We start from the raw sequence: 17,366 nt of genomic DNA on the forward strand, positions 1-17,366 counted from the left end.
GACTAGTCCTTCTTGGCCTCTTCGGCCTCGGGAGCGTCGGCCGCAGTTGCGGTCTCGTCCTCGATGGCCTCGACGACTGCGTCAGCGTTCTCGACCTCAGCCTCGGTCGCGTCGGCCTCTACGGCCTCGACGACGTTCTCTGCGGCGGGAGCTTCCTGCGAGGACTTGACGCGACGAGCGCGGTCAGCCTCGGAGGTGACGGTCTTTTCCTTGACGAGCTCGATGATTGCCATCGGAGCGTTGTCGCCCTTGCGGGGGATCGTCTTGATGATGCGGGTGTATCCACCGTTACGGTCCGCGTAGAACGGGCCGATCTCGGCGAACAGGGTGTGAACGACATCCTTGTTGCGGATGACCTTCAGCACCTCACGACGGTGAGCCAGCGTGCCGGCCTTCGCGTGCGTGACGAGCTTCTCGGCGTAGGGGCGCAGTGCCTTGGCCTTGGACTCGGTGGTGGTGATGCGACCGTGCTCGAAGAGCGCGGTAGCCAGATTGGCGAAAATCGCCTTCTGGTGGGAAGCCGACCCGCCGAAGCGGGCACCCTTCTTGGGCTTGGGCATGATGATCTCCTAGTAAAGGACCTGAGCTGCTACAGCTGTTCGGTCTCGGCGTAGTCCTCGGTACCTTCGGCATCGCCGAAGGAACCGGCATCAGTGTCACTCCACGTTCCGGTGGCGGCGTCGTAGCCGGCAACGGTGGTGGGATCGAAGGATGCGGGGCTGTCCTTGAGGGACAGGCCGAGCGAATGCAGCTTGACCTTGACCTCGTCGATGGACTTCTGTCCGAAGTTGCGGATGTCGAGCAGATCGGACTCGGTACGGCCGACAAGCTCACCGACGGTGTGAACACCTTCGCGCTTGAGGCAGTTGTAGGAGCGGACCGTGAGGTCCAGATCCTCGATGGGGAGTCCGAAGGAAGCGATGTGATCGGCCTCGGCGGGCGAGGGTCCGATCTCGATTCCTTCTGCTTCGACGTTCAGCTCACGGGCCAGGCCGAAGAGCTCAACCAGGGTCTTGCCCGCCGAAGCGAGCGCGTCCCGTGCGGTGATGGAATTCTTCGTTTCCACGTCGAGAACGAGCCGATCGAAGTCGGTGCGCTGTTCGACGCGAGTGGCCTCCACCTTGTAGGTGACCTTGAGCACCGGCGAGTAGATCGAGTCGACCGGGATACGGCCGATCTCTGCGCCGGACGCCTTGTTCTGGACGGCGGGGACGTAGCCACGACCGCGCTCGACAACGAGCTCGATCTCCAGCTTTCCCTTGTCGTTCAGGGTGGCGATGTGCAGATCAGGGTTGTTCACGGTGACGCCTGCCGGGGGCACGATGTCGCCTGCAGTAACAGCGCCGGGGCCCTGCTTGCGGACGTACATGGTGACCGGCTCGTCCTCTTCGGAGTTCACGACGAGGCCCTTGAGGTTCAGGATGATGTCGGTGACATCTTCCTTCACTCCCGGGACGGTGGTGAACTCGTGGAGAACGCCGTCGATACGGATGCTGGTGACAGCAGCGCCGGGGATCGACGAGAGCAGCGTGCGGCGCAGCGAATTGCCGAGCGTGTACCCGAAACCTGGCTCCAGGGGCTCGATGACGAACTTCGAGCGGTTATCAGCGATGACCTCTTCGGTCAGCGTGGGTCGCTGAGAAATGAGCATTGGTATTTCCTCCTGTACGGACGTCCACTATTTGACGCCCACGATGGGAAAGGGCCCGCGGCCCTGTGAGTGGTTGAGGAGTCCGGAGACTCCTCAACCACTCACGGGGTGCGAAGCGCCTTACTTCGAGTAGTACTCGACGATGAGCTGTTCCTGCAGAGCGATGTCGATCTGCGCGCGCTCGGGAAGCTGGTGAACCAGGATCCGCAGACGCGAGCCGACAACCTGCAGCCACCCGGGAACCGGGCGATCGCCGACGGTCTCACGCGCAACCTGGAACGGAAGCGTGGAGAGCGACTTCTCCTTGACATCGATGATGTCGTACTGCGAGACGCGGTAGCTCGGGATGTCGACCTTCTTGTTGTTCACGAGAAGGTGACCGTGCGTGACCAGCTGACGTGCCTGACGGCGCGTGCGAGCGAGGCCTGCGCGGTACACGACGTTGTCGAGACGCGACTCGAGGATGCGAAGCAGGTTCTCGCCGGTCTTGCCGGGGCGGTTGTTCGCCTCCTTGTAGTACAGGCGGAACTGCTTCTCCATGACGCCGTAGGTGAAGCGAGCCTTCTGCTTCTCCTGCAGCTGGAGCAGGTACTCGCTCTCCTTGATACGCGCGCGGCCGTGCTGTCCGGGCGGGTACGGGCGACGCTCGAATGCCTGGTCGCCTCCAACGAGGTCGACGCGCAGACGACGCGACTTGCGGGTGATGGGTCCGGTATAACGTGCCATTTTCTTCTACCTATCCTTCCCGCTATACCCGACGCCGCTTGGGCGGACGGCAGCCGTTGTGCGGCTGGGGGGTTACATCGGAAATGGTGCCGACCTCGAGGCCAGCAGCCTGGAGGGAACGGATTGCGGTCTCGCGACCGGATCCCGGTCCCTTGACGAAGACGTCAACCTTCTTGACACCGTGCTCCTGCGCCTTACGGGCAGCGCTCTCAGCAGCAAGCTGAGCGGCGAAGGGAGTCGACTTACGCGAACCCTTGAAGCCGACGTGTCCCGAAGACGCCCAGGAAATAACATTTCCGGCGGGGTCCGTGATGGACACGATGGTGTTGTTGAAGGTGCTCTTGATGTGAGCGGCGCCGTGCGGGATGTTCTTCTTATCCCTGCGACGCGTCTTCTGGGTCTTCTTCGGACCGGTGCTACGTGACTTCGGGGGCATTACTTCGCCTTCTTCTTGCCGGCAATGGTGCGCTTCGGACCCTTACGGGTACGGGCGTTGGTCTTGGTGCGCTGACCACGCACGGGCAGACCACGACGGTGGCGCAGGCCCTGGTAGCAGCCGATCTCGATCTTGCGACGGATGTCGGCCTGAACCTCGCGGCGAAGGTCACCCTCGACCTTGAGCGACTCCTCGATGTACTCGCGGAGCTTTGCCAGGTCCTCGTCCGAGAGGTCCTTGCTCCGGAGATCCGGGCTGACGCCGGTGGCGTCAAGGATTTCCTTGGAGCGGGTACGGCCGATGCCGTAGATGTATGTCAGTGCGATCTCCATACGCTTTTCGCGAGGAAGATCAACACCAGAGAGACGTGCCATGGTGGCATTTCCTTATCGGTGTGCGGAGGTCTGCTCCCAGCCCTTCCCCTGTGCCTCTTGCCGAGTACCGACGCCCGAAGGCGCAGATGATCTCATCAACTAACTCAGTGGGGCCCCGGCCTCCGTGCCGGGGGTGAACCATTGTCCGACCTTGGCGATCGGTGAACGATCGCGTGGGGTCTCGTCAACAATGGCTGGTACTGGGAGGTCTTCTTTGCTTGTTGCCAAGCAGATCTTCGAAAAGCTAGATCTAGCCCTGACGCTGCTTGTGACGCAGGTTCTCGCAGATCACCATGACTCGACCGTTACGGCGAATCACTTTGCACTTCTCGCAGATCTTCTTGACGCTCGGCTGAACCTTCACGTCTTCTGATCTCCTGTTTTGTCGCAGCCCGCCGCGATGAACCGCGGCAGACATACTTCTCCCTGACCCAGGTCAGGTCCGGGAAGTTCGTTACTTGTAGCGGTAAACGATGCGTCCGCGCGACAAATCGTAGGGCGAGAGCTCCACGACAACGCGATCTTCCGGGAGGATGCGAATGTAGTGCTGACGCATCTTTCCGCTGATGTGGGCGAGGACCTTGTGGCCATTCTCGAGCTCAATGCGGAACATCGCATTGGGCAGCGGCTCGACTACTCGTCCTTCGACCTCGATGGCCCCGTCTTTCTTAGCCATATCCTCCGCGATCCGTTTGGTTTGGCATGCTTCGTGCATCGGCTTCCGTTACATTGGCACGCAATGGAAAGATCGTCGGCACTTCGGGGGCCCGATCCCGGAGCGATCCGGGCTTAGGCACACGAACTATCGACGCGCATAGCGCACCGCCTAGCCATGTTACGCGATGTAAACGACCAGGCCAAATGCGCCTCCGGTCAGGGTGACGACGCACACCGCTCCCCCATCGAAAAAGTCCCAGCCTCGACATGAGGCTGGGACTTCTCGAACGTGAATCATGCTCGCTGCCAACACTTGTCAGCGACGGCGTCAACTACTCCGGCCGGAGTGTCAGAATCCGCGGACCGTCCTCGGTCACAGCGACAGTGTGTTCCCAGTGCGCCGCCCGGGACCCGTCGGTCGTCACAACGGTCCAGTCATCGTCGAGAATCACCGTGTCGGTGGTGCCGAGCGTGAGCATCGGCTCGATCGCGAGGCACGATCCGACAACCAGTTCAGGACCCTTACCCGGGGCACCTTCATTGGCGAGGAACGGATCCATGTGCATTTCCCGACCGATTCCGTGTCCACCGTATCCGTCGACGATGCCGTAGGAACGACCGTGCAACTTCTCGGCGGCATGAGTACCGACCTCGATCGCGTGCGAAACATCCGTCAGACGGTTACCGGCGATCATCGCCGCGATCCCGGCTTCCATCGAAAGCCGAGTAGCTTCGCTGAGTTCCTGATCGGCGACGCTGATCTCACCGACTCCGAACGTCCAGGCAGAGTCACCGTGCCAACCGTCGAGGATCGCGCCACAGTCGATGGAAACGAGGTCGCCTTCAGCCAGGATGTCCTGAGCTGAGGGGATCCCGTGAACGACGCGATCGTTGACCGAAGAGCAGATCGAACCGGTGAAGCCGTGGTACCCGAGGAACGAGGGCACGGCGCCGGCGTCACGAATGACCGATTCTGCGACCGCGTTCAATTCCAAAGTGCTGACACCGGGCTTTGCCGCAGCGCGCACCGCCACCAGGGCCGAACCCACGATCGCACCGGCAGCAGCCATCGCGTCGAGTTCGCCCGCGGAGCGGAACGGAACAACCTTGCGTTTACGCCCGAAGACCATTACTTACCCAACGCTGCCAGGGCGCGTGCGTTGACCTCTTCGACCTCGCCGATCGCGTCGACGGAGACGATGCTGTCCTTGTAGTAATCGAACAGCGGTGACGTCTCGTCGCGGTAGACCCGGAGTCGGTTGCGAATGACGTCCTCGGTGTCGTCTGCACGACCGCGGGCGAGCATGCGCTCGACCACGATGTCCTCGTCGACGACAAAAGAGAGGACACCGTCGAGCTTGGTGTCGAGATCCTTCAAGATTCCCTCGAGTGCCTGAGCCTGTTCGACCGAGCGCGGAAATCCGTCGAGAAGGAAACCGTTTGCTGCGTCCGGTTCTGCTACGCGAGCCTTCACCATGTCGTTGGTGATCGAACTCGGTACGAGTTCGCCGGCGTCGATGTACTTCTTTGCTTCCACACCGAGAGCGGTGGCCTGACCGATGTTCGTGCGGAAGAGATCACCCGTGGAGATATGGGGAACGCCGAACTTCTCGGACAAGATAGCGGCCTGGGTGCCCTTGCCGGCACCGGGAGGACCAAGGAGGACAAGTCTCACTTGAGGAACCCTTCATAGTTACGCTGCATTAGCTGACTCTCGATCTGCTTCACGGTGTCCAGGCCGACGCTGACCATGATCAGCACCGCGGTGCCACCGAACGGCAGGTTCTGCGCGCCGCCGCCATTCCCGATGTCGAGGAACAGGTTGGGCAGAACAGCAATGGTGCCGAGGTAAATCGCACCCGGAAGGGTGATGCGACTCAGCACGTAGTTGAGGTAGTCCGCGGTCGGCTGACCTGGTCGGATACCGGGGATGAAGCCGCCGAACTTCTTCATCTCGTCGGCGCGCTCTTCGGGATTGAAGGTGATGGCGACGTAGAAGTACGTGAAGAAGACGATCAGGCCGAAGTAGATCGCGATGTACACCGGGTTGGCCGGGTTCACCAGGTAGGTGTTGATGAGGCGCTGCCACCAACTGGGGTCGACCGCTGTACTGGCCGAAGTCAGCTGTGCGATCAAGTTCGGGAGGTACAGCAGTGAAGACGCGAAGATCACCGGGATGACGCCGGCCTGGTTCACCTTCAGAGGCAGGTACGTCGAGGATCCGCCGTACATCTTGCGTCCGACCATCCGCTTTGCGTACTGAACCGGGATCCGGCGCTGACCCTGCTCGACGAAGACGACACCGGCGATGATCAACAGCGCTGCGAGGCAGACGAAGGCGAAGACCAGTGGACCGCGGCTGTCGAGAATCGACTTGCCCTCGCTCGGGATACGCGATGCGATACCGGCGAAGATGAGGAGCGACATACCGTTACCCACGCCACGTTCGGTGATGACCTCGCCGAACCACATGACCATGGCAGCACCGGCAGTCATGACCAGCACGATGATGGCAAGACCGAAGATCGACTTGTCGGCGATGATGTCGTCACAGCCCTGGAGCAACTGTCCGCGTGCCGCAAGAGCGACGATGCCGGTCGACTGCAGGATTGCCAGAGCGATGGACAGGTAACGCGTGTACTGCGTCATCTTGGCCTGACCGGACTGGCCTTCTTTTCGAAGTTCCTCGAACTTCGGGATCACCACGGTCAGCAGCTGCACGATGATGCTTGCCGTGATGTACGGCATGATGCCGATCGCAAAGATCGACATCTGCAGCAGAGCGCCACCGGAGAACAGGTTGATCAGCGAGTAGATACCTGCTGAGTCACCGGAGTTGGCGATATCGATGCACTGACGCACGCGGCCGTAGTCGACACCTGGGGACGGAATGAGAGCGCCGACCCGATACAGAGCCACCAAGCCGAGGGTGAAGAGGATCTTCCGCCTCAGGTCTGGGGTCCTGAGGGCCGAGACGAAGGCGGAAAGCAAAGATCCTCCTGGCACGACGGTAGGGAGACAGATCGTTTGACCTGTCGAACTTTTGAACTCTAACAGTGAGCATTTGGGAACTAAGCGGGCAGACCACGAAAACCGGGTAAGCCGAAGATACATTTGCCACTCGGTGACCAGAATACTGGCCCATCCGAGGCATGCACGACCAATCTGTGACAAGACCTGGTAGACGCCGATGGCCGCAGCGCAGCAAACGCTGCGCTGCGGCCATCGGACTAGCTACGCGTGATTACTCACAGCTCGGTGGCGGAACCACCGGCAGCAGCAATCTTTTCCTTGGCGGAACCGGTGAACTTGTCGACGGTCACCTGAACGGCAACTGTCAGTTCGCCGTCGCCCAGAACCTTGACGAGCTGGTTCTTGCGGACTGCGCCCTTGGCAACGAGATCCTCGACCGTGATTGCTCCACCTTCGGGGAACAGACGGGCGATGTCGCCGACATTGACGACCTGGTACTCGGTGCGGAACGGGTTCGTGAAGCCCTTGAGCTTGGGCAGACGCATGTGAAGCGGCATCTGTCCGCCCTCGAAGCCCACGCGCACGGTGTTACGTGCCTTGGTGCCCTTGGTACCGCGACCTGCGGTCTTACCACGCTTGCCGCCCTCACCGCGTCCAACACGAATCTTGTTGGACTTGGATCCCGGAGCGGGGCGCAGGTGGTGCAGTTTGATGGTCATGGTTAGACCTCCTCAACTGTTACGAGGTGGCGCACCACGTTGATCAGACCGCGGTTCTGTGCGTTGTCCTCACGAACAACGGTCTGACGGATGCCCTTGAGACCGAGCGTGCGCAGAGAATCCTTCTGGTTCTGCTTGGTCCCGATGATGCTCTTGATCTGAGTGACCTTGAGATCTGCCATTACTTCACACTCCCAGCAGCCTGTGCGCGAGCGCGAAGCATGCCGGCGGGTGCAACCTCTTCGAGGGTGAGGCCGCGGCGAGCCGCAACTTCCTCGGGACGCTGCAGACCCTTGAGCGCAGCAACGGTCGCATGCACGACGTTGATGGCGTTGTCGCTACCGAGCGACTTCGACAGGATGTCCGCGATACCAGCGCACTCCAGCACGGCGCGCACAGCGCCACCGGCGATAACACCGGTACCGGGGCTTGCCGGGCGAAGCATGACGATGCCGGCAGCAGCCTCACCCTGAACGGGGTGAGTGATGGTGTTGGCGATCATCGGGACGCGGAAGAAGCTCTTGCGAGCCTCCTCGACACCCTTCTGGATGGCCGCGGGAACTTCCTTGGCCTTTCCGTAGCCGACGCCGACCAGTCCGTTGCCGTCTCCGACGATCACCAGAGCGGTGAAGCTGAAGCGACGACCACCCTTGACGACCTTGGAAACGCGGTTGATCGTGACAACGCGCTCGATGAACTGTGACTTCTCCGCAGCGTTTCCGCCACGGCCACCGTCGCGACGGTCACGGCCGCCACCACGGTTGTCCCCACGAGCGTTGCTGTTGTCACCGCTGTTGGGGCCATTCTGTCCGGCGGGTCCGCTTCCGCCGTCACGCCTTTGACGTCCCGGCATCAGGCTGTCCTTCCGTTGAAAATGTTGGTCATCAGAACTTCAACCCGCCTTCGCGAGCCGCGTCTGCCAGGGCCGCGATGCGACCGTGGTAGCCGTGTCCGCCGTGGTCGAAGACAACTGCTTCCACGCCGGCAGCCTTGGCGCGCTCGGCGATCAGCTGACCGACCTTCGCGCTCGCAGCCTTCTTGTCGCCTTCTGCCACGCGCACGTCTGCTTCGATGGTCGACGCGGAGGCCAGGGTGTGGCCGGCCAGGTCGTCCACGAGCTGGACGTGGATGTGGCGCGAGGACCGGTTGACGACCAAGCGGGGACGCTCGGGCGTGCCGGAGACCTTCTTGCGGAGACGGAAGTGACGACGCGTCTTCGAGAGACGACGCTTGGTGGACGCATCCTTGCCCAGCGGAATCCGCTTGGCTTTCTGGTTTGCAGTCTGGCTCATATCACTTACCCGTCTTTCCGACCTTGCGGCGGATCTGCTCACCCTCGTAACGCACGCCCTTACCCTTGTACGGGTCCGGACGACGGAGACGACGGATGTTGGCCGAGATCTGCCCGACCTTCTGCTTGTCGATGCCGGACACCGAGAACCGGGTGGGCGACTCGACGACGAAGGTGATGCCTTCAGGAGCCTCGATCGGCACCGGGTGGCTGAAGCCGAGCGCGAACTCGAGGTCCTTGCCCTTCAGTGCCACACGGTAACCAACACCGTGGATCTCCATCTTCTTCGTGTAACCCTGGGTGACACCGGTGATGATGTTCGCAACCAGGGTCCGCGACAGACCGTGCAGCGCGCGGCTACGACGCTCGTCGTCGGGGCGCGTGACGCTCAGCGAGCCGTCCTCTGCCTTTTCGATTGCGATGGGCTCGGAGATGGTCAGCGCGAGGGTGCCCTTGGGACCCTTGACGGTGACATCCTGGCCGCTGATCGTGACGTCAACGCCCGCGGGGACGGTGACCGGAATCTTTCCAATACGCGACATTGTGGTGGCCTCCCTTACCAGACGTAGGCGAGGACTTCCCCGCCTACTCCTTGATTGGCCGCCTGGCGATCGGTGAGCAGACCGGACGACGTGGAGATGATGGCCACGCCGAGGCCTCCGAGGACCTTGGGCAGGTTGGTGGACTTCGCGTAAACCCGGAGACCGGGCTTGGAAACGCGACGCACGCCGGCGAGGCTACGCTCGCGGCTGGGACCGTACTTCAGATCGACGATGAGGGTCTTGCCGACCTCTGCGTCTTCGGTACGGAAATCGGAGATGTAGCCCTCGCGCTTGAGGATCTCGGCGATGTTCGCCTTGATCTTCGAGTGGGGAAGCTTCACCTCATCGTGGTACGCCGTGTTGGCGTTGCGCAGACGCGTCAAGAAGTCTGCGATGGGGTCAGTCATGGTCATAGGTCGACCTCGACACCTTTCTCGCTGTGGTTCCCATGCAACACCGGACGAATCCGATCGTGGGCCTCCAGCAATTCGGCTGGGCCGTCCGACTTGTGTCAGACGGCGTAAGTTACCGCACCGAGCTGAACGCATGCGTCAGCCACGGCAACCGCTCTAGTGTAGGGAACTTTGGCGCAAGTGTCCACCGGGATGCCACGTCGGCTCCCCCACCGCCACCCGAAGGTCGCTGATCGGGAAGGTATCGACGCACCCCGAAATCTGAACTGCTCGTTCGGCACCGAAGAACGACATCGACGAACGATGATCGCTTTCAACCAGAGTCGCAGCGGGACAGTTCTTTTCAGGATCGGCGCGATACACAACTCGATGGAAACCACGAATGGACGTGGGTTCCAAAGGAACCCACGTCCATTCACATGCGTGGTGTGACGAAGCCCGAGGGCCTCAGATCACCAAGAGCTCTTGCGAACTCCGGGAAGCTCGCCGGCGTGAGCCATCTCGCGAACGCAGATACGGCACAAGCCGAACTTGCGGAACACCGAGTGCGGGCGACCGCACCGCTGGCAGCGGGTGTAGGCGCGAACCGCGAACTTGGGCTTCTTGTTGGCCTTGTTGACCAATGCCTTCTTAGCCATGCGCTCAGTTCTCCTTGAACGGGAAGCCGAGGTGCTTGAGCAGTGCACGGCCTTCTTCGTTGTTGGTTGCGGTGGTCACGACGGTGATGTCCATACCGCGGGGGCGATCGATCTTGTCCACGTCGATCTCGTGGAACATCGACTGCTCGTTGAGGCCGAACGTGTAGTTGCCGTTGCCGTCGAACTGGTTGCCCGAGAGACCGCGGAAGTCGCGGATACGGGGCAGAGCGACAGACACGAGGCGGTCCAGGAACTCCCACATGCGGTCACCACGGAGGGTGACGCGTGCGCCGATGGGCATACCTTCGCGGAGCTTGAACTGCGCGATGGACTTACGTGCCTTGCGGATCTCGGGCTTCTGGCCTGTGATCAGCGACAGGTCATGGACAGCGCCGTTGATCAGCTTGGCGTCACGGGCAGCGTCGCCGACGCCCATGTTGACGACAACCTTGACGACGCCGGGGATCTGCATGACGTTCGAGTAGTCGAACTCGCTGTTGAGCGCGTCCTTGATCTCAGCGCGGTAGCGTGCCTTGAGGCGCGGCTGGACCTTGTTTTCGGTGGAGGTCATGTCAGATGTCCTTCCCGTTCTTCCGGGAAATCCGAACGCGCTTGCCGGACTCTTCGTCGGTGCGGTAGCCCACGCGGGTGGGGTTTCCGTCCGAGTCGACGACTGCAACGTTGGAAACGTGGATCGGGGCTTCCTGCGTGACGATGCCGCCGGAGGATGCTCCGCGCTCGTTCGCGGAAACCGCGGTGTGCTTCTTGATTCGGTTCACGCCTTCGACGAGGACCTTGTCGGTCGCGGGGTAGGCCTGAATGACCTTGCCCTTCGCGCCCTTGTCCTTGCCGGCGATGACCAGAACGGTGTCACCCTTGTGCACCTTCATCACAGCACCTCCGGGGCAAGCGAAACGATCTTCATGAACTTCTTCTCGCGCAGCTCACGGCCGACGGGTCCGAAGATGCGGGTTCCACGGGGATCACTGTCAGCCTTGATGAGCACTGCAGCGTTCTCGTCGAACTTGATGTAGGAACCGTCCGGACGACGGCGCTCCTTGGTCGTGCGAACGATGACGGCCTTGACGACCTCACCCTTCTTGATGTTTCCACCGGGGATTGCGTCCTTGACGGTGGCGACGATGACGTCACCGATCCCGGCGTAGCGACGTGACGAACCGCCGAGAACGCGGATGCAAAGGATTTCCTTGGCACCCGTGTTATCAGCGACGCGAACTCGCGACTCCTGCTGAATCACTTGATCTCCCTAGACCTGGAATTTCGTGCGCAACGGATTACCGACCCGGTGCGCGCGGTCATTGTTGCCACCTGCGTCGTGTCTGAGCTGCAGTCCCACCGACTGACGTCGGGAGACGATCACTGCAAGCACCGTTCGAGCTGCGCACGTGAAGACACACCTCTGCCACAGGCAACCGTTCTATTGTAGGGAAGGGTTCACCGAATACCAAATCAGCCGTACTCGACGCAACTCGAACCCTTCGCCCGGAAAGCCCCGAAAGCCCCCGGAAAGCCGAATGGCCCACTCCCCCAAGGGGAAGCGGGCCATTCGGTGATACTCGATCAGCTCGAGGATTCGATCAGGCTTACTTGGCCTTTTCGAGGACCTCGACCAGACGCCAGTGCTTCGTCGCGGACAGCGGACGGGTTTCCATCAGCTGAACGCGGTCGCCGACGCCGGCAACGCCGTTCTCGTCGTGCGCCTTCACCTTGGTCGTACGGCGGATGATCTTGCCGTAGAGCTTGTGCTTGACGCGGTCTTCGAGCTCGACCACGATCGTCTTTTCCATCTTGTCGGACACGACGTATCCGACACGGACCTTACGGCTCGCGCGCTCTTCTGTGCTCACTGCTTTTTCCTCACTCATGCCGCGTCACCTGCATCCGGACCCACAGCGAGTCCGAGCTCACGCTCACGCAGGACGGTGTAGATGCGCGCGATCTCGTGACGAACGGTGCGCAGTCGTCGGTTGTTGTCCATCTGGCCGGTAGCCATCTGGAAACGAAGGTTGAAAAGCTCTTCCTTCGACTCACGGAGCCGGGTGACCAGCTCGTCTTCACTGAGCTCGCGGAGCTCTGCTGCTGGGGTTCCAGTAGCCATCAGAACTGCTCCTCTCTGGTCACGATCCGGCACTTGCACGGGAGCTTGTGCATCGCGCGGCGCAGGGCCTCACGAGCAATCTCCTCGTTGGGGTATGTCATCTCGAACAGAACGCGTCCGGGCTTGACGTTGGCAATCCACCACTCGGGCGAACCCTTACCGGAACCCATTCGGGTTTCGGCCGGCTTCTTCGTGAGGGGGCGATCCGGGAAGATGTTGATCCAGATCTTGCCGCCACGCTTGATGTGCCGAGTCATGGCGATACGAGCGGACTCGATCTGCCGGTTGGTGATGTAGGCAGGCTCGAGAGCCTGGATGCCGTAGTCACCGAAGGTCACCTGGGTACCGCCCTTGGCGGCACCCGAACGGCTCGGGTGGTGCTGCTTGCGGTGCTTGACCCGCCGTGGGATCAACATGCGTCAGCCCTCCTGATTCTGTTCAGTTGCGGGAGCATCGGCGGTTGCGGTCGCTGCGCGGCCGGCCTCGGTGCTGGTCGCAGTGGTACCGGTGGCACCGGAACGACGCGGACGGCTCGGACGCTCACGACGCGGGCGATCCCCGGCCGGTGCGGCCGTGTTGGCGGCGAGCTCACGCTTGCCACCGACGATGTCGCCCTTGTAGATCCAGACCTTGACGCCGATGCGACCGAAGGTGGTCTTGGCCTCGTAGAGGCCGTAGTCGATGTCCGCACGAAGCGTGTGCAGCGGCACACGGCCTTCGCGGTAGAACTCCGACCGGGACATCTCGGCGCCGCCGAGACGACCGGAGCACTGAACGCGGATTCCCTTGACGTTGGGCTGACGCATGGCCGACTGGATGGCCTTGCGCATTGCACGACGGAAGGCAACGCGGTTCGAGAGCTGCTCGGCCACACCCTGTGCGACGAGCTGTGCTTCAGCTTCTGCGTTCTTGACCTCGAGGATGTTCAGCTGAACCTGCTTGCCGGTCAGCTTCTCGAGCTCGGAGCGGATGCGATCGGCTTCGGCGCCGCGGCGGCCGATGACGATGCCCGGACGTGCAGTGTGGATGTCCACGCGAACACGGTCACGGGTGCGCTCGATTTCGACCTTCGCGATTCCTGCGCGCTCCATGCCAGTGGCGAGGAGCTTACGGATCGCGACGTCTTCCTTGACGTACTCCGCGTACTGCTTGTCTGCGTACCAGCGAGACTTCCAGTCGGTGGTGATGCCGAGACGGAAGCCGTGCGGGTTGATTTTCTGGCCCACTACTGAGCACTTCCCTTCCGGCGATTACGGGTCGATGTTCCGGTCTTCGGCAGGCTCTCCACGATCACGGTGATGTGACTGGTGCGCTTGCGAATACGGAACGCACGTCCCTGTGCACGCGGCTGGAACCGCTTGAGGGTCGCGCCCTCGTCCACGAACGCCGTAGCAACGACAAGCGTGCTGGGGTCGAGGTCGAGGTTGTTCTCGGCGTTGGCTGCTGCGGAGGCGATCACCTTGGCGACCGGCTCGCTCGCTGCCTGCGGCGCGAACTTCAGGATGTTCAGGGCGTCTTCAACCGAGCGCCCGCGGACCAGGTCCACAACTCGACGTGCCTTCATCGGCGTAACGCGAACGTGCTTCGCTACAGCCTTGGCAGTCGGGTTGGCGGTTTCGGTGTTGCTCATCGCCTCTTCGCCTTCCGATCATCCTTGATGTGACCCTTGAACGTGCGGGTCGGTGCAAACTCTCCGAGCTTGTGTCCGACCATGGAGTCGGAAACGAACACGGGGACGTGCTTGCGGCCGTCGTGAACTGCAAACGTGTGGCCGATGAAGTCCGGGATGATTGTCGAACGACGGGACCAGGTCTTGATGACCTGCTTGGTTCCCTTTTCGTTCTGTACATCCACCTTCGCGAGGAGGTGGTCATCGACGAACGGGCCCTTCTTAAGGCTGCGTGGCATCCTTCACTCCCTCCTAGCGCTTGTTCTTGCCGGTGCGGCGGCGACGGACGATCATCTTGTCGCTTGCCTTGTTCTTGCGGGTACGGCCTTCAGGCTTACCCCACGGGCTGACCGGGTGGCGTCCACCTGAGGTCTTGCCCTCGCCGCCACCGTGCGGGTGGTCGACCGGGTTCATCACGACACCACGAACGGTCGGGCGCTTGCCCTTCCAACGCATACGGCCGGCCTTGCCCCAGTTGATGTTCGACTGCTCGGCGTTGCCGACCTCGCCGACGGACGCGCGGCAGCGCACGTCGACGCGACGGATTTCACCGGAAGGCATACGCAGCGTGGCGTAGCTGCCTTCCTTACCGAGGAGCTGGATGCTGGCGCCTGCGGAACGAGCCATCTTGGCTCCGCCGCCGGGACGCAGTTCCACACCGTGGATGGTGGTACCAGTCGGGATGTTGCGCAGCGGCAGGTTGTTGCCCGGCTTGATGTCGGCGCCTGCACCGGACTCGACCGGTGAACCCTGCACCAGGCCCTTGGGGGCGATGATGTAGCGCTTCTCACCGTCTGCGTAATGCAGGAGTGCGATGTTTGCTGTGCGGTTGGGGTCGTACTCGATGTGAGCGACCTTTGCCGGGATGCCGTCCTTGTCGTTGCGACGGAAATCGATCAGTCGGTATGCACGCTTGTGTCCGCCACCCTTGTGACGGGTGGTGATACGACCGTGTGCGTTACGTCCACCGCGACCGTGCAGCGGGCGAACCAGCGACTTCTCGGGGGTTGACCGAGTGATCTCGGCGAAGTCCGAGACGCTCGAGCCACGACGGCCCGGTGTTGTCGGCTTGTACTTACGGATTGCCATGAGTCTTCTCGTCCTCTATGTCTCGTCAAGTCCCGGCGCTTACGCGACCGGTCCTCCGAAGATCTCGATGGGCTTGCTGTCAGCGGACAGGGTCACGAGCGCGCGCTTGGTGTCCTTGCGCTTGCCGTAACCGAATCGGGTCCGCTTACGCTTGCCCTGACGGTTGGCGGTGTTGACGCTGGTCACCTTGACGCCGAAGACCTTCTCGACGGCAATCTTGATCTGCGTCTTGTTCGAGTCCGGGTGCACCAGGAAGGTGTAGGTGCCTTCCTCGATCAGTCCGTAGGACTTCTCGGAGATGACCGGAGCGAGCAGGATGTCGCGGGGGTCAGCGATGGTGCTCACTTGGCGTCCTCCTTGTTCTGAGCGCTCTCTGCGGGCCCGTGGATGAACGCGTTGAGTGCCTCGACGCTGAACACGACATCGTCTGCATTGAGCACGTCGTAGGTGTTGAGCTGGTCGGGAGCAATGGGATGCACACCTTCCAGGTTCTGCACGCTCTTCCAAGCGGCTACATCCTGGCGACCCACGACGAGCAGCAGCTTCTTGCGATCCGAAATCTCGCCGAGGAACGCGATTGCGCCCTTGGTCGAAGGCGTCTGCCCTGCAACCAGTTCGGTGATGACGTGGATGCGCTCGTTGCGTGCGCGGTCAGAGAGGGCTCCGCGAAGAGCGGCTGCCTTCATCTTCTTGGGGGTGCGCTGGCTGTAGTCACGCGGCTGCGGGCCGTGAACGGTTCCGCCGCCGACGAACTGCGGTGCGCGAGTCGAGCCCTGGCGTGCGCGGCCGGTGCCCTTCTGGCGGTACGGCTTCTTGCCACCGCCGCGGACGTCGCCGCGGGTCTTGGTGGAGTGGGTTCCCTGACGAGCAGCTGCGAGCTGCGCGACGACAACCTGATGGAGAAGCGCGATGTTGGCCGGAGCGTCGAAGATCTCAGCGGGGAGATCGACGGTGCCGTTGGTCTTGCCGCCGGCGACCTTGACGTCCAGGGTCAACTTGGTCTCGGTGCTGGTCATGCCCGTGCACCACCCTTCACTGCACTCTTGACGATCACGAGGCCGCCCTTGCGGCCGGGGATCGCACCCTTGATCAGCAGCAGGCCGTTCTCGGCATCCACCTTGTGGACCGAGAGGTTCTGCGTCGTGATGCGGTCGCTACCCATGCGTCCGGACATGCGCATGCCCTTGAACACGCGGCCGGGAGTTGCACAGCCACCGATGGAGCCCGGGCGGCGGTGAACAGCCTGGGTACCGTGCGACGCGCCCTGTCCCTTGAAGCCGTGACGCTTCATGGTTCCGGCGAAGCCCTTGCCCTTGCTGGTTCCGGTGACGTCGACGTATGCGCCGTCCTCGAAGACCTCGGCGGTGAGCTCCTGGCCGACCTCGTAGTCGGAGGTGTCCGCAACGCGGAGCTCCACTACGTGGCGACGCGGGGTCACACCAGCCTTGGTGAACTGGCCGGAAGTCGGCTTGTTCACCTTGCGCGGGTCGATGGCGCCGAACGCGAGCTGAACGGCGCTGTAGCCGTCACGCTCTTCGGTACGGATCTGGGTTACGACGTTCGGCCCAGCCTTCACGACGGTGACCGGGACAACCCGGTTGTTCTCGTCGAAGACCTGGGTCATGCCGAGCTTGGTGCCCAGGATTCCCTTGATCTTGGTATCAGTCATTGTTTTTGTCTCCGCCGTCACTGAATGTTCACGTCGACACTGGCCGGAAGGTCGATGCGCATGAGCGCGTCAACCGTCTTCGGCGTCGGGTCGAGAATGTCGATCAGCCGCTTGTGAGTACGCATCTCGAAGTGCTCGCGCGAGTCCTTGTACTTGTGCGGCGAGCGGATGACGCAATATACGTTCTTCTCGGTCGGCAACGGCACAGGTCCAACGACGCGGGCACCCGTACGGGTTACCGTCTCGACGATCTTGCGCGCTGACGCGTCGATCGCCTCGTGGTCGTAGGCCTTGAGCCTGATGCGGATCTTTTGTCCCGCCACGCTTAGTGTCCTTTTCTTGCCGCGTTTCGTAGCCCGCCTGGTCAGGCTCGAGCTACCTCGTCTGCACAGTCCTTGCC

Annotated in this window: 31 protein-coding genes; all 31 read right to left on the reverse strand. The window is 62.0% G+C overall.

Annotation, left to right across the window (positions count from 1 at the left end; all coding sequences use genetic code 11):
* Positions 1-2 precede the first annotated feature (2 nt).
* The 31 genes from rplQ to rpsJ all read right to left on the reverse strand — a co-directional run bounded on the left by rplQ (position 3) and on the right by rpsJ (position 17,289).
* Entirely contained in the window at positions 3-560 is a 558-nt protein-coding gene (rplQ, locus tag H351_RS22595) for a 50S ribosomal protein L17 (RefSeq protein WP_020906897.1), read from the reverse strand.
* A 29-nt stretch (positions 561-589) separates the two neighbouring features.
* Positions 590-1,651 (reverse strand): DNA-directed RNA polymerase subunit alpha, encoded by a 1,062-nt coding sequence (locus tag H351_RS22600; RefSeq protein WP_003941016.1) that lies wholly within the window; start codon positions 1,649-1,651, stop codon positions 590-592.
* 120 nt (positions 1,652-1,771) lie between these two features.
* Positions 1,772-2,377, reverse strand: a complete 606-nt coding sequence (gene rpsD / locus H351_RS22605) for a 30S ribosomal protein S4 (RefSeq protein ID WP_003940769.1) — start codon at positions 2,375-2,377, stop codon at positions 1,772-1,774.
* A gap of 22 nt (positions 2,378-2,399) precedes the next feature.
* Positions 2,400-2,813, reverse strand: coding sequence for a 30S ribosomal protein S11 (gene rpsK / locus H351_RS22610; RefSeq protein ID WP_003940683.1), 414 nt, complete (start codon positions 2,811-2,813; stop codon positions 2,400-2,402).
* Complete coding sequence (rpsM, locus tag H351_RS22615) at positions 2,813-3,187, reverse strand: 30S ribosomal protein S13 (protein WP_003940834.1); 375 nt, start codon at positions 3,185-3,187, stop codon at positions 2,813-2,815. Before rpsM ends, rpsK begins: the two co-directional genes overlap by 1 nt.
* Before the next feature lie 250 nt (positions 3,188-3,437).
* On the reverse strand, positions 3,438-3,551 hold the full coding sequence (gene rpmJ / locus H351_RS31535; protein WP_003938068.1) for a 50S ribosomal protein L36: 114 nt from the start codon (positions 3,549-3,551) through the stop codon (positions 3,438-3,440).
* A 90-nt stretch (positions 3,552-3,641) separates the two neighbouring features.
* A complete protein-coding gene (infA, locus tag H351_RS22625; RefSeq protein ID WP_003418601.1) occupies positions 3,642-3,863 on the reverse strand; it encodes a translation initiation factor IF-1 in 222 nt (73 codons plus the stop codon).
* Between the two features lie 313 nt (positions 3,864-4,176).
* Entirely contained in the window at positions 4,177-4,974 is a 798-nt protein-coding gene (gene map, locus H351_RS22630) for a type I methionyl aminopeptidase (RefSeq protein WP_003940806.1), read from the reverse strand.
* Positions 4,974-5,519 carry an adenylate kinase gene (locus H351_RS22635; protein ID WP_029254914.1) on the reverse strand — a complete coding sequence of 182 codons (546 nt, stop codon included), beginning with the start codon at positions 5,517-5,519 and terminating at the stop codon, positions 4,974-4,976. The genes map and H351_RS22635 overlap by 1 nt, the downstream gene beginning before the upstream one ends.
* Complete coding sequence (gene secY / locus H351_RS22640; RefSeq protein ID WP_020906895.1) at positions 5,516-6,835, reverse strand: preprotein translocase subunit SecY; 1,320 nt, start codon at positions 6,833-6,835, stop codon at positions 5,516-5,518. The genes H351_RS22635 and secY overlap by 4 nt, the downstream gene beginning before the upstream one ends.
* A gap of 257 nt (positions 6,836-7,092) precedes the next feature.
* Complete coding sequence (gene rplO, locus H351_RS22645) at positions 7,093-7,536, reverse strand: 50S ribosomal protein L15 (protein ID WP_019747555.1); 444 nt, start codon at positions 7,534-7,536, stop codon at positions 7,093-7,095.
* Between the two features lie 2 nt (positions 7,537-7,538).
* Entirely contained in the window at positions 7,539-7,718 is a 180-nt protein-coding gene (gene rpmD, locus H351_RS22650; protein WP_003940751.1) for a 50S ribosomal protein L30, read from the reverse strand.
* Complete coding sequence (gene rpsE, locus H351_RS22655) at positions 7,718-8,389, reverse strand: 30S ribosomal protein S5 (RefSeq protein WP_003940718.1); 672 nt, start codon at positions 8,387-8,389, stop codon at positions 7,718-7,720. The genes rpmD and rpsE overlap by 1 nt, the downstream gene beginning before the upstream one ends.
* A gap of 31 nt (positions 8,390-8,420) precedes the next feature.
* Positions 8,421-8,828 carry a 50S ribosomal protein L18 gene (gene rplR, locus H351_RS22660; protein ID WP_003940996.1) on the reverse strand — a complete coding sequence of 136 codons (408 nt, stop codon included), beginning with the start codon at positions 8,826-8,828 and terminating at the stop codon, positions 8,421-8,423.
* 1 nt (position 8,829) lies between these two features.
* Positions 8,830-9,369 carry a 50S ribosomal protein L6 gene (gene rplF / locus H351_RS22665; protein ID WP_029254913.1) on the reverse strand — a complete coding sequence of 180 codons (540 nt, stop codon included), beginning with the start codon at positions 9,367-9,369 and terminating at the stop codon, positions 8,830-8,832.
* Between the two features lie 14 nt (positions 9,370-9,383).
* On the reverse strand, positions 9,384-9,782 hold the full coding sequence (gene rpsH, locus H351_RS22670) for a 30S ribosomal protein S8 (protein WP_003940873.1): 399 nt from the start codon (positions 9,780-9,782) through the stop codon (positions 9,384-9,386).
* Positions 9,783-10,234: 452 nt separating this feature from the next.
* Entirely contained in the window at positions 10,235-10,420 is a 186-nt protein-coding gene (locus tag H351_RS22680) for a type Z 30S ribosomal protein S14 (protein WP_003940698.1), read from the reverse strand.
* 4 nt (positions 10,421-10,424) lie between these two features.
* Complete coding sequence (gene rplE / locus H351_RS22685) at positions 10,425-10,991, reverse strand: 50S ribosomal protein L5 (RefSeq protein WP_003940924.1); 567 nt, start codon at positions 10,989-10,991, stop codon at positions 10,425-10,427.
* Between the two features lies 1 nt (position 10,992).
* The gene (rplX, locus tag H351_RS22690) at positions 10,993-11,310 is read right to left on the reverse strand and encodes a 50S ribosomal protein L24 (RefSeq protein WP_003941019.1); all 318 of its coding nucleotides are present in this window, start codon (positions 11,308-11,310) and stop codon (positions 10,993-10,995) included.
* On the reverse strand, positions 11,310-11,678 hold the full coding sequence (rplN, locus tag H351_RS22695) for a 50S ribosomal protein L14 (RefSeq protein ID WP_003940951.1): 369 nt from the start codon (positions 11,676-11,678) through the stop codon (positions 11,310-11,312). Before rplN ends, rplX begins: the two co-directional genes overlap by 1 nt.
* Positions 11,679-12,024: 346 nt before the next feature.
* Positions 12,025-12,306, reverse strand: a complete 282-nt coding sequence (gene rpsQ, locus H351_RS22700) for a 30S ribosomal protein S17 (RefSeq protein ID WP_003941020.1) — start codon at positions 12,304-12,306, stop codon at positions 12,025-12,027.
* Positions 12,303-12,539 carry a 50S ribosomal protein L29 gene (rpmC, locus tag H351_RS22705; protein WP_003940734.1) on the reverse strand — a complete coding sequence of 79 codons (237 nt, stop codon included), beginning with the start codon at positions 12,537-12,539 and terminating at the stop codon, positions 12,303-12,305. The genes rpsQ and rpmC overlap by 4 nt, the downstream gene beginning before the upstream one ends.
* A complete protein-coding gene (gene rplP / locus H351_RS22710; protein WP_003940899.1) occupies positions 12,539-12,955 on the reverse strand; it encodes a 50S ribosomal protein L16 in 417 nt (138 codons plus the stop codon). Before rplP ends, rpmC begins: the two co-directional genes overlap by 1 nt.
* Positions 12,956-12,958: 3 nt before the next feature.
* On the reverse strand, positions 12,959-13,765 hold the full coding sequence (gene rpsC / locus H351_RS22715) for a 30S ribosomal protein S3 (RefSeq protein WP_003941003.1): 807 nt from the start codon (positions 13,763-13,765) through the stop codon (positions 12,959-12,961).
* On the reverse strand, positions 13,765-14,169 hold the full coding sequence (gene rplV / locus H351_RS22720) for a 50S ribosomal protein L22 (RefSeq protein ID WP_003940717.1): 405 nt from the start codon (positions 14,167-14,169) through the stop codon (positions 13,765-13,767). Before rplV ends, rpsC begins: the two co-directional genes overlap by 1 nt.
* On the reverse strand, positions 14,166-14,447 hold the full coding sequence (gene rpsS / locus H351_RS22725; RefSeq protein WP_003940820.1) for a 30S ribosomal protein S19: 282 nt from the start codon (positions 14,445-14,447) through the stop codon (positions 14,166-14,168). Before rpsS ends, rplV begins: the two co-directional genes overlap by 4 nt.
* A gap of 13 nt (positions 14,448-14,460) precedes the next feature.
* Positions 14,461-15,297 carry a 50S ribosomal protein L2 gene (gene rplB / locus H351_RS22730; RefSeq protein ID WP_003940895.1) on the reverse strand — a complete coding sequence of 279 codons (837 nt, stop codon included), beginning with the start codon at positions 15,295-15,297 and terminating at the stop codon, positions 14,461-14,463.
* A gap of 39 nt (positions 15,298-15,336) precedes the next feature.
* Complete coding sequence (rplW, locus tag H351_RS22735; protein ID WP_003940990.1) at positions 15,337-15,642, reverse strand: 50S ribosomal protein L23; 306 nt, start codon at positions 15,640-15,642, stop codon at positions 15,337-15,339.
* The gene (gene rplD, locus H351_RS22740; protein ID WP_003940723.1) at positions 15,639-16,313 is read right to left on the reverse strand and encodes a 50S ribosomal protein L4; all 675 of its coding nucleotides are present in this window, start codon (positions 16,311-16,313) and stop codon (positions 15,639-15,641) included. The genes rplW and rplD overlap by 4 nt, the downstream gene beginning before the upstream one ends.
* On the reverse strand, positions 16,310-16,966 hold the full coding sequence (gene rplC, locus H351_RS22745) for a 50S ribosomal protein L3 (protein WP_003940826.1): 657 nt from the start codon (positions 16,964-16,966) through the stop codon (positions 16,310-16,312). The genes rplD and rplC overlap by 4 nt, the downstream gene beginning before the upstream one ends.
* Positions 16,967-16,983: 17 nt before the next feature.
* Positions 16,984-17,289, reverse strand: a complete 306-nt coding sequence (gene rpsJ, locus H351_RS22750; RefSeq protein ID WP_003938093.1) for a 30S ribosomal protein S10 — start codon at positions 17,287-17,289, stop codon at positions 16,984-16,986.
* Between the last annotated feature and the right edge of the window lie 77 nt (positions 17,290-17,366).

The organism is Rhodococcus erythropolis R138 (genome assembly GCF_000696675.2).
GTDB lineage: Bacteria > Actinomycetota > Actinomycetes > Mycobacteriales > Mycobacteriaceae > Rhodococcus_F > Rhodococcus_F erythropolis.

Excerpts from the sequence above, each read along its gene's own strand:
- rplQ (WP_020906897.1), bottom strand. The coding sequence starts at position 560 with ATGCCCAAGCCCAAGAAGGGTGCCCGCTTCGGCGGGTCGGCTTCCCAC.
- H351_RS22600 (WP_003941016.1), bottom strand. The coding sequence starts at position 1,651 with ATGCTCATTTCTCAGCGACCCACGCTGACCGAAGAGGTCATCGCTGAT.
- rpsD (WP_003940769.1), bottom strand. The coding sequence starts at position 2,377 with ATGGCACGTTATACCGGACCCATCACCCGCAAGTCGCGTCGTCTGCGC.
- rpsK (WP_003940683.1), bottom strand. The coding sequence starts at position 2,813 with ATGCCCCCGAAGTCACGTAGCACCGGTCCGAAGAAGACCCAGAAGACG.
- rpsM (WP_003940834.1), bottom strand. The coding sequence starts at position 3,187 with ATGGCACGTCTCTCTGGTGTTGATCTTCCTCGCGAAAAGCGTATGGAG.
- infA (WP_003418601.1), bottom strand. The coding sequence starts at position 3,863 with ATGGCTAAGAAAGACGGGGCCATCGAGGTCGAAGGACGAGTAGTCGAG.
- map (WP_003940806.1), bottom strand. The coding sequence starts at position 4,974 with ATGGTCTTCGGGCGTAAACGCAAGGTTGTTCCGTTCCGCTCCGCGGGC.
- rplO (WP_019747555.1), bottom strand. The coding sequence starts at position 7,536 with ATGACCATCAAACTGCACCACCTGCGCCCCGCTCCGGGATCCAAGTCC.
- rpmD (WP_003940751.1), bottom strand. The coding sequence starts at position 7,718 with ATGGCAGATCTCAAGGTCACTCAGATCAAGAGCATCATCGGGACCAAG.
- rpsE (WP_003940718.1), bottom strand. The coding sequence starts at position 8,389 with ATGCCGGGACGTCAAAGGCGTGACGGCGGAAGCGGACCCGCCGGACAG.
- rplR (WP_003940996.1), bottom strand. The coding sequence starts at position 8,828 with ATGAGCCAGACTGCAAACCAGAAAGCCAAGCGGATTCCGCTGGGCAAG.
- rplF (WP_029254913.1), bottom strand. The coding sequence starts at position 9,369 with ATGTCGCGTATTGGAAAGATTCCGGTCACCGTCCCCGCGGGCGTTGAC.
- rpsH (WP_003940873.1), bottom strand. The coding sequence starts at position 9,782 with ATGACCATGACTGACCCCATCGCAGACTTCTTGACGCGTCTGCGCAAC.
- H351_RS22680 (WP_003940698.1), bottom strand. The coding sequence starts at position 10,420 with ATGGCTAAGAAGGCATTGGTCAACAAGGCCAACAAGAAGCCCAAGTTC.
- rplE (WP_003940924.1), bottom strand. The coding sequence starts at position 10,991 with ATGACCTCCACCGAAAACAAGGTCCAGCCGCGCCTCAAGGCACGCTAC.
- rplX (WP_003941019.1), bottom strand. The coding sequence starts at position 11,310 with ATGAAGGTGCACAAGGGTGACACCGTTCTGGTCATCGCCGGCAAGGAC.
- rpsQ (WP_003941020.1), bottom strand. The coding sequence starts at position 12,306 with ATGAGTGAGGAAAAAGCAGTGAGCACAGAAGAGCGCGCGAGCCGTAAG.
- rpmC (WP_003940734.1), bottom strand. The coding sequence starts at position 12,539 with ATGGCTACTGGAACCCCAGCAGCAGAGCTCCGCGAGCTCAGTGAAGAC.
- rplP (WP_003940899.1), bottom strand. The coding sequence starts at position 12,955 with ATGTTGATCCCACGGCGGGTCAAGCACCGCAAGCAGCACCACCCGAGC.
- rplV (WP_003940717.1), bottom strand. The coding sequence starts at position 14,169 with ATGAGCAACACCGAAACCGCCAACCCGACTGCCAAGGCTGTAGCGAAG.
- rpsS (WP_003940820.1), bottom strand. The coding sequence starts at position 14,447 with ATGCCACGCAGCCTTAAGAAGGGCCCGTTCGTCGATGACCACCTCCTC.
- rplB (WP_003940895.1), bottom strand. The coding sequence starts at position 15,297 with ATGGCAATCCGTAAGTACAAGCCGACAACACCGGGCCGTCGTGGCTCG.
- rplD (WP_003940723.1), bottom strand. The coding sequence starts at position 16,313 with ATGACCAGCACCGAGACCAAGTTGACCCTGGACGTCAAGGTCGCCGGC.
- rplC (WP_003940826.1), bottom strand. The coding sequence starts at position 16,966 with ATGACTGATACCAAGATCAAGGGAATCCTGGGCACCAAGCTCGGCATG.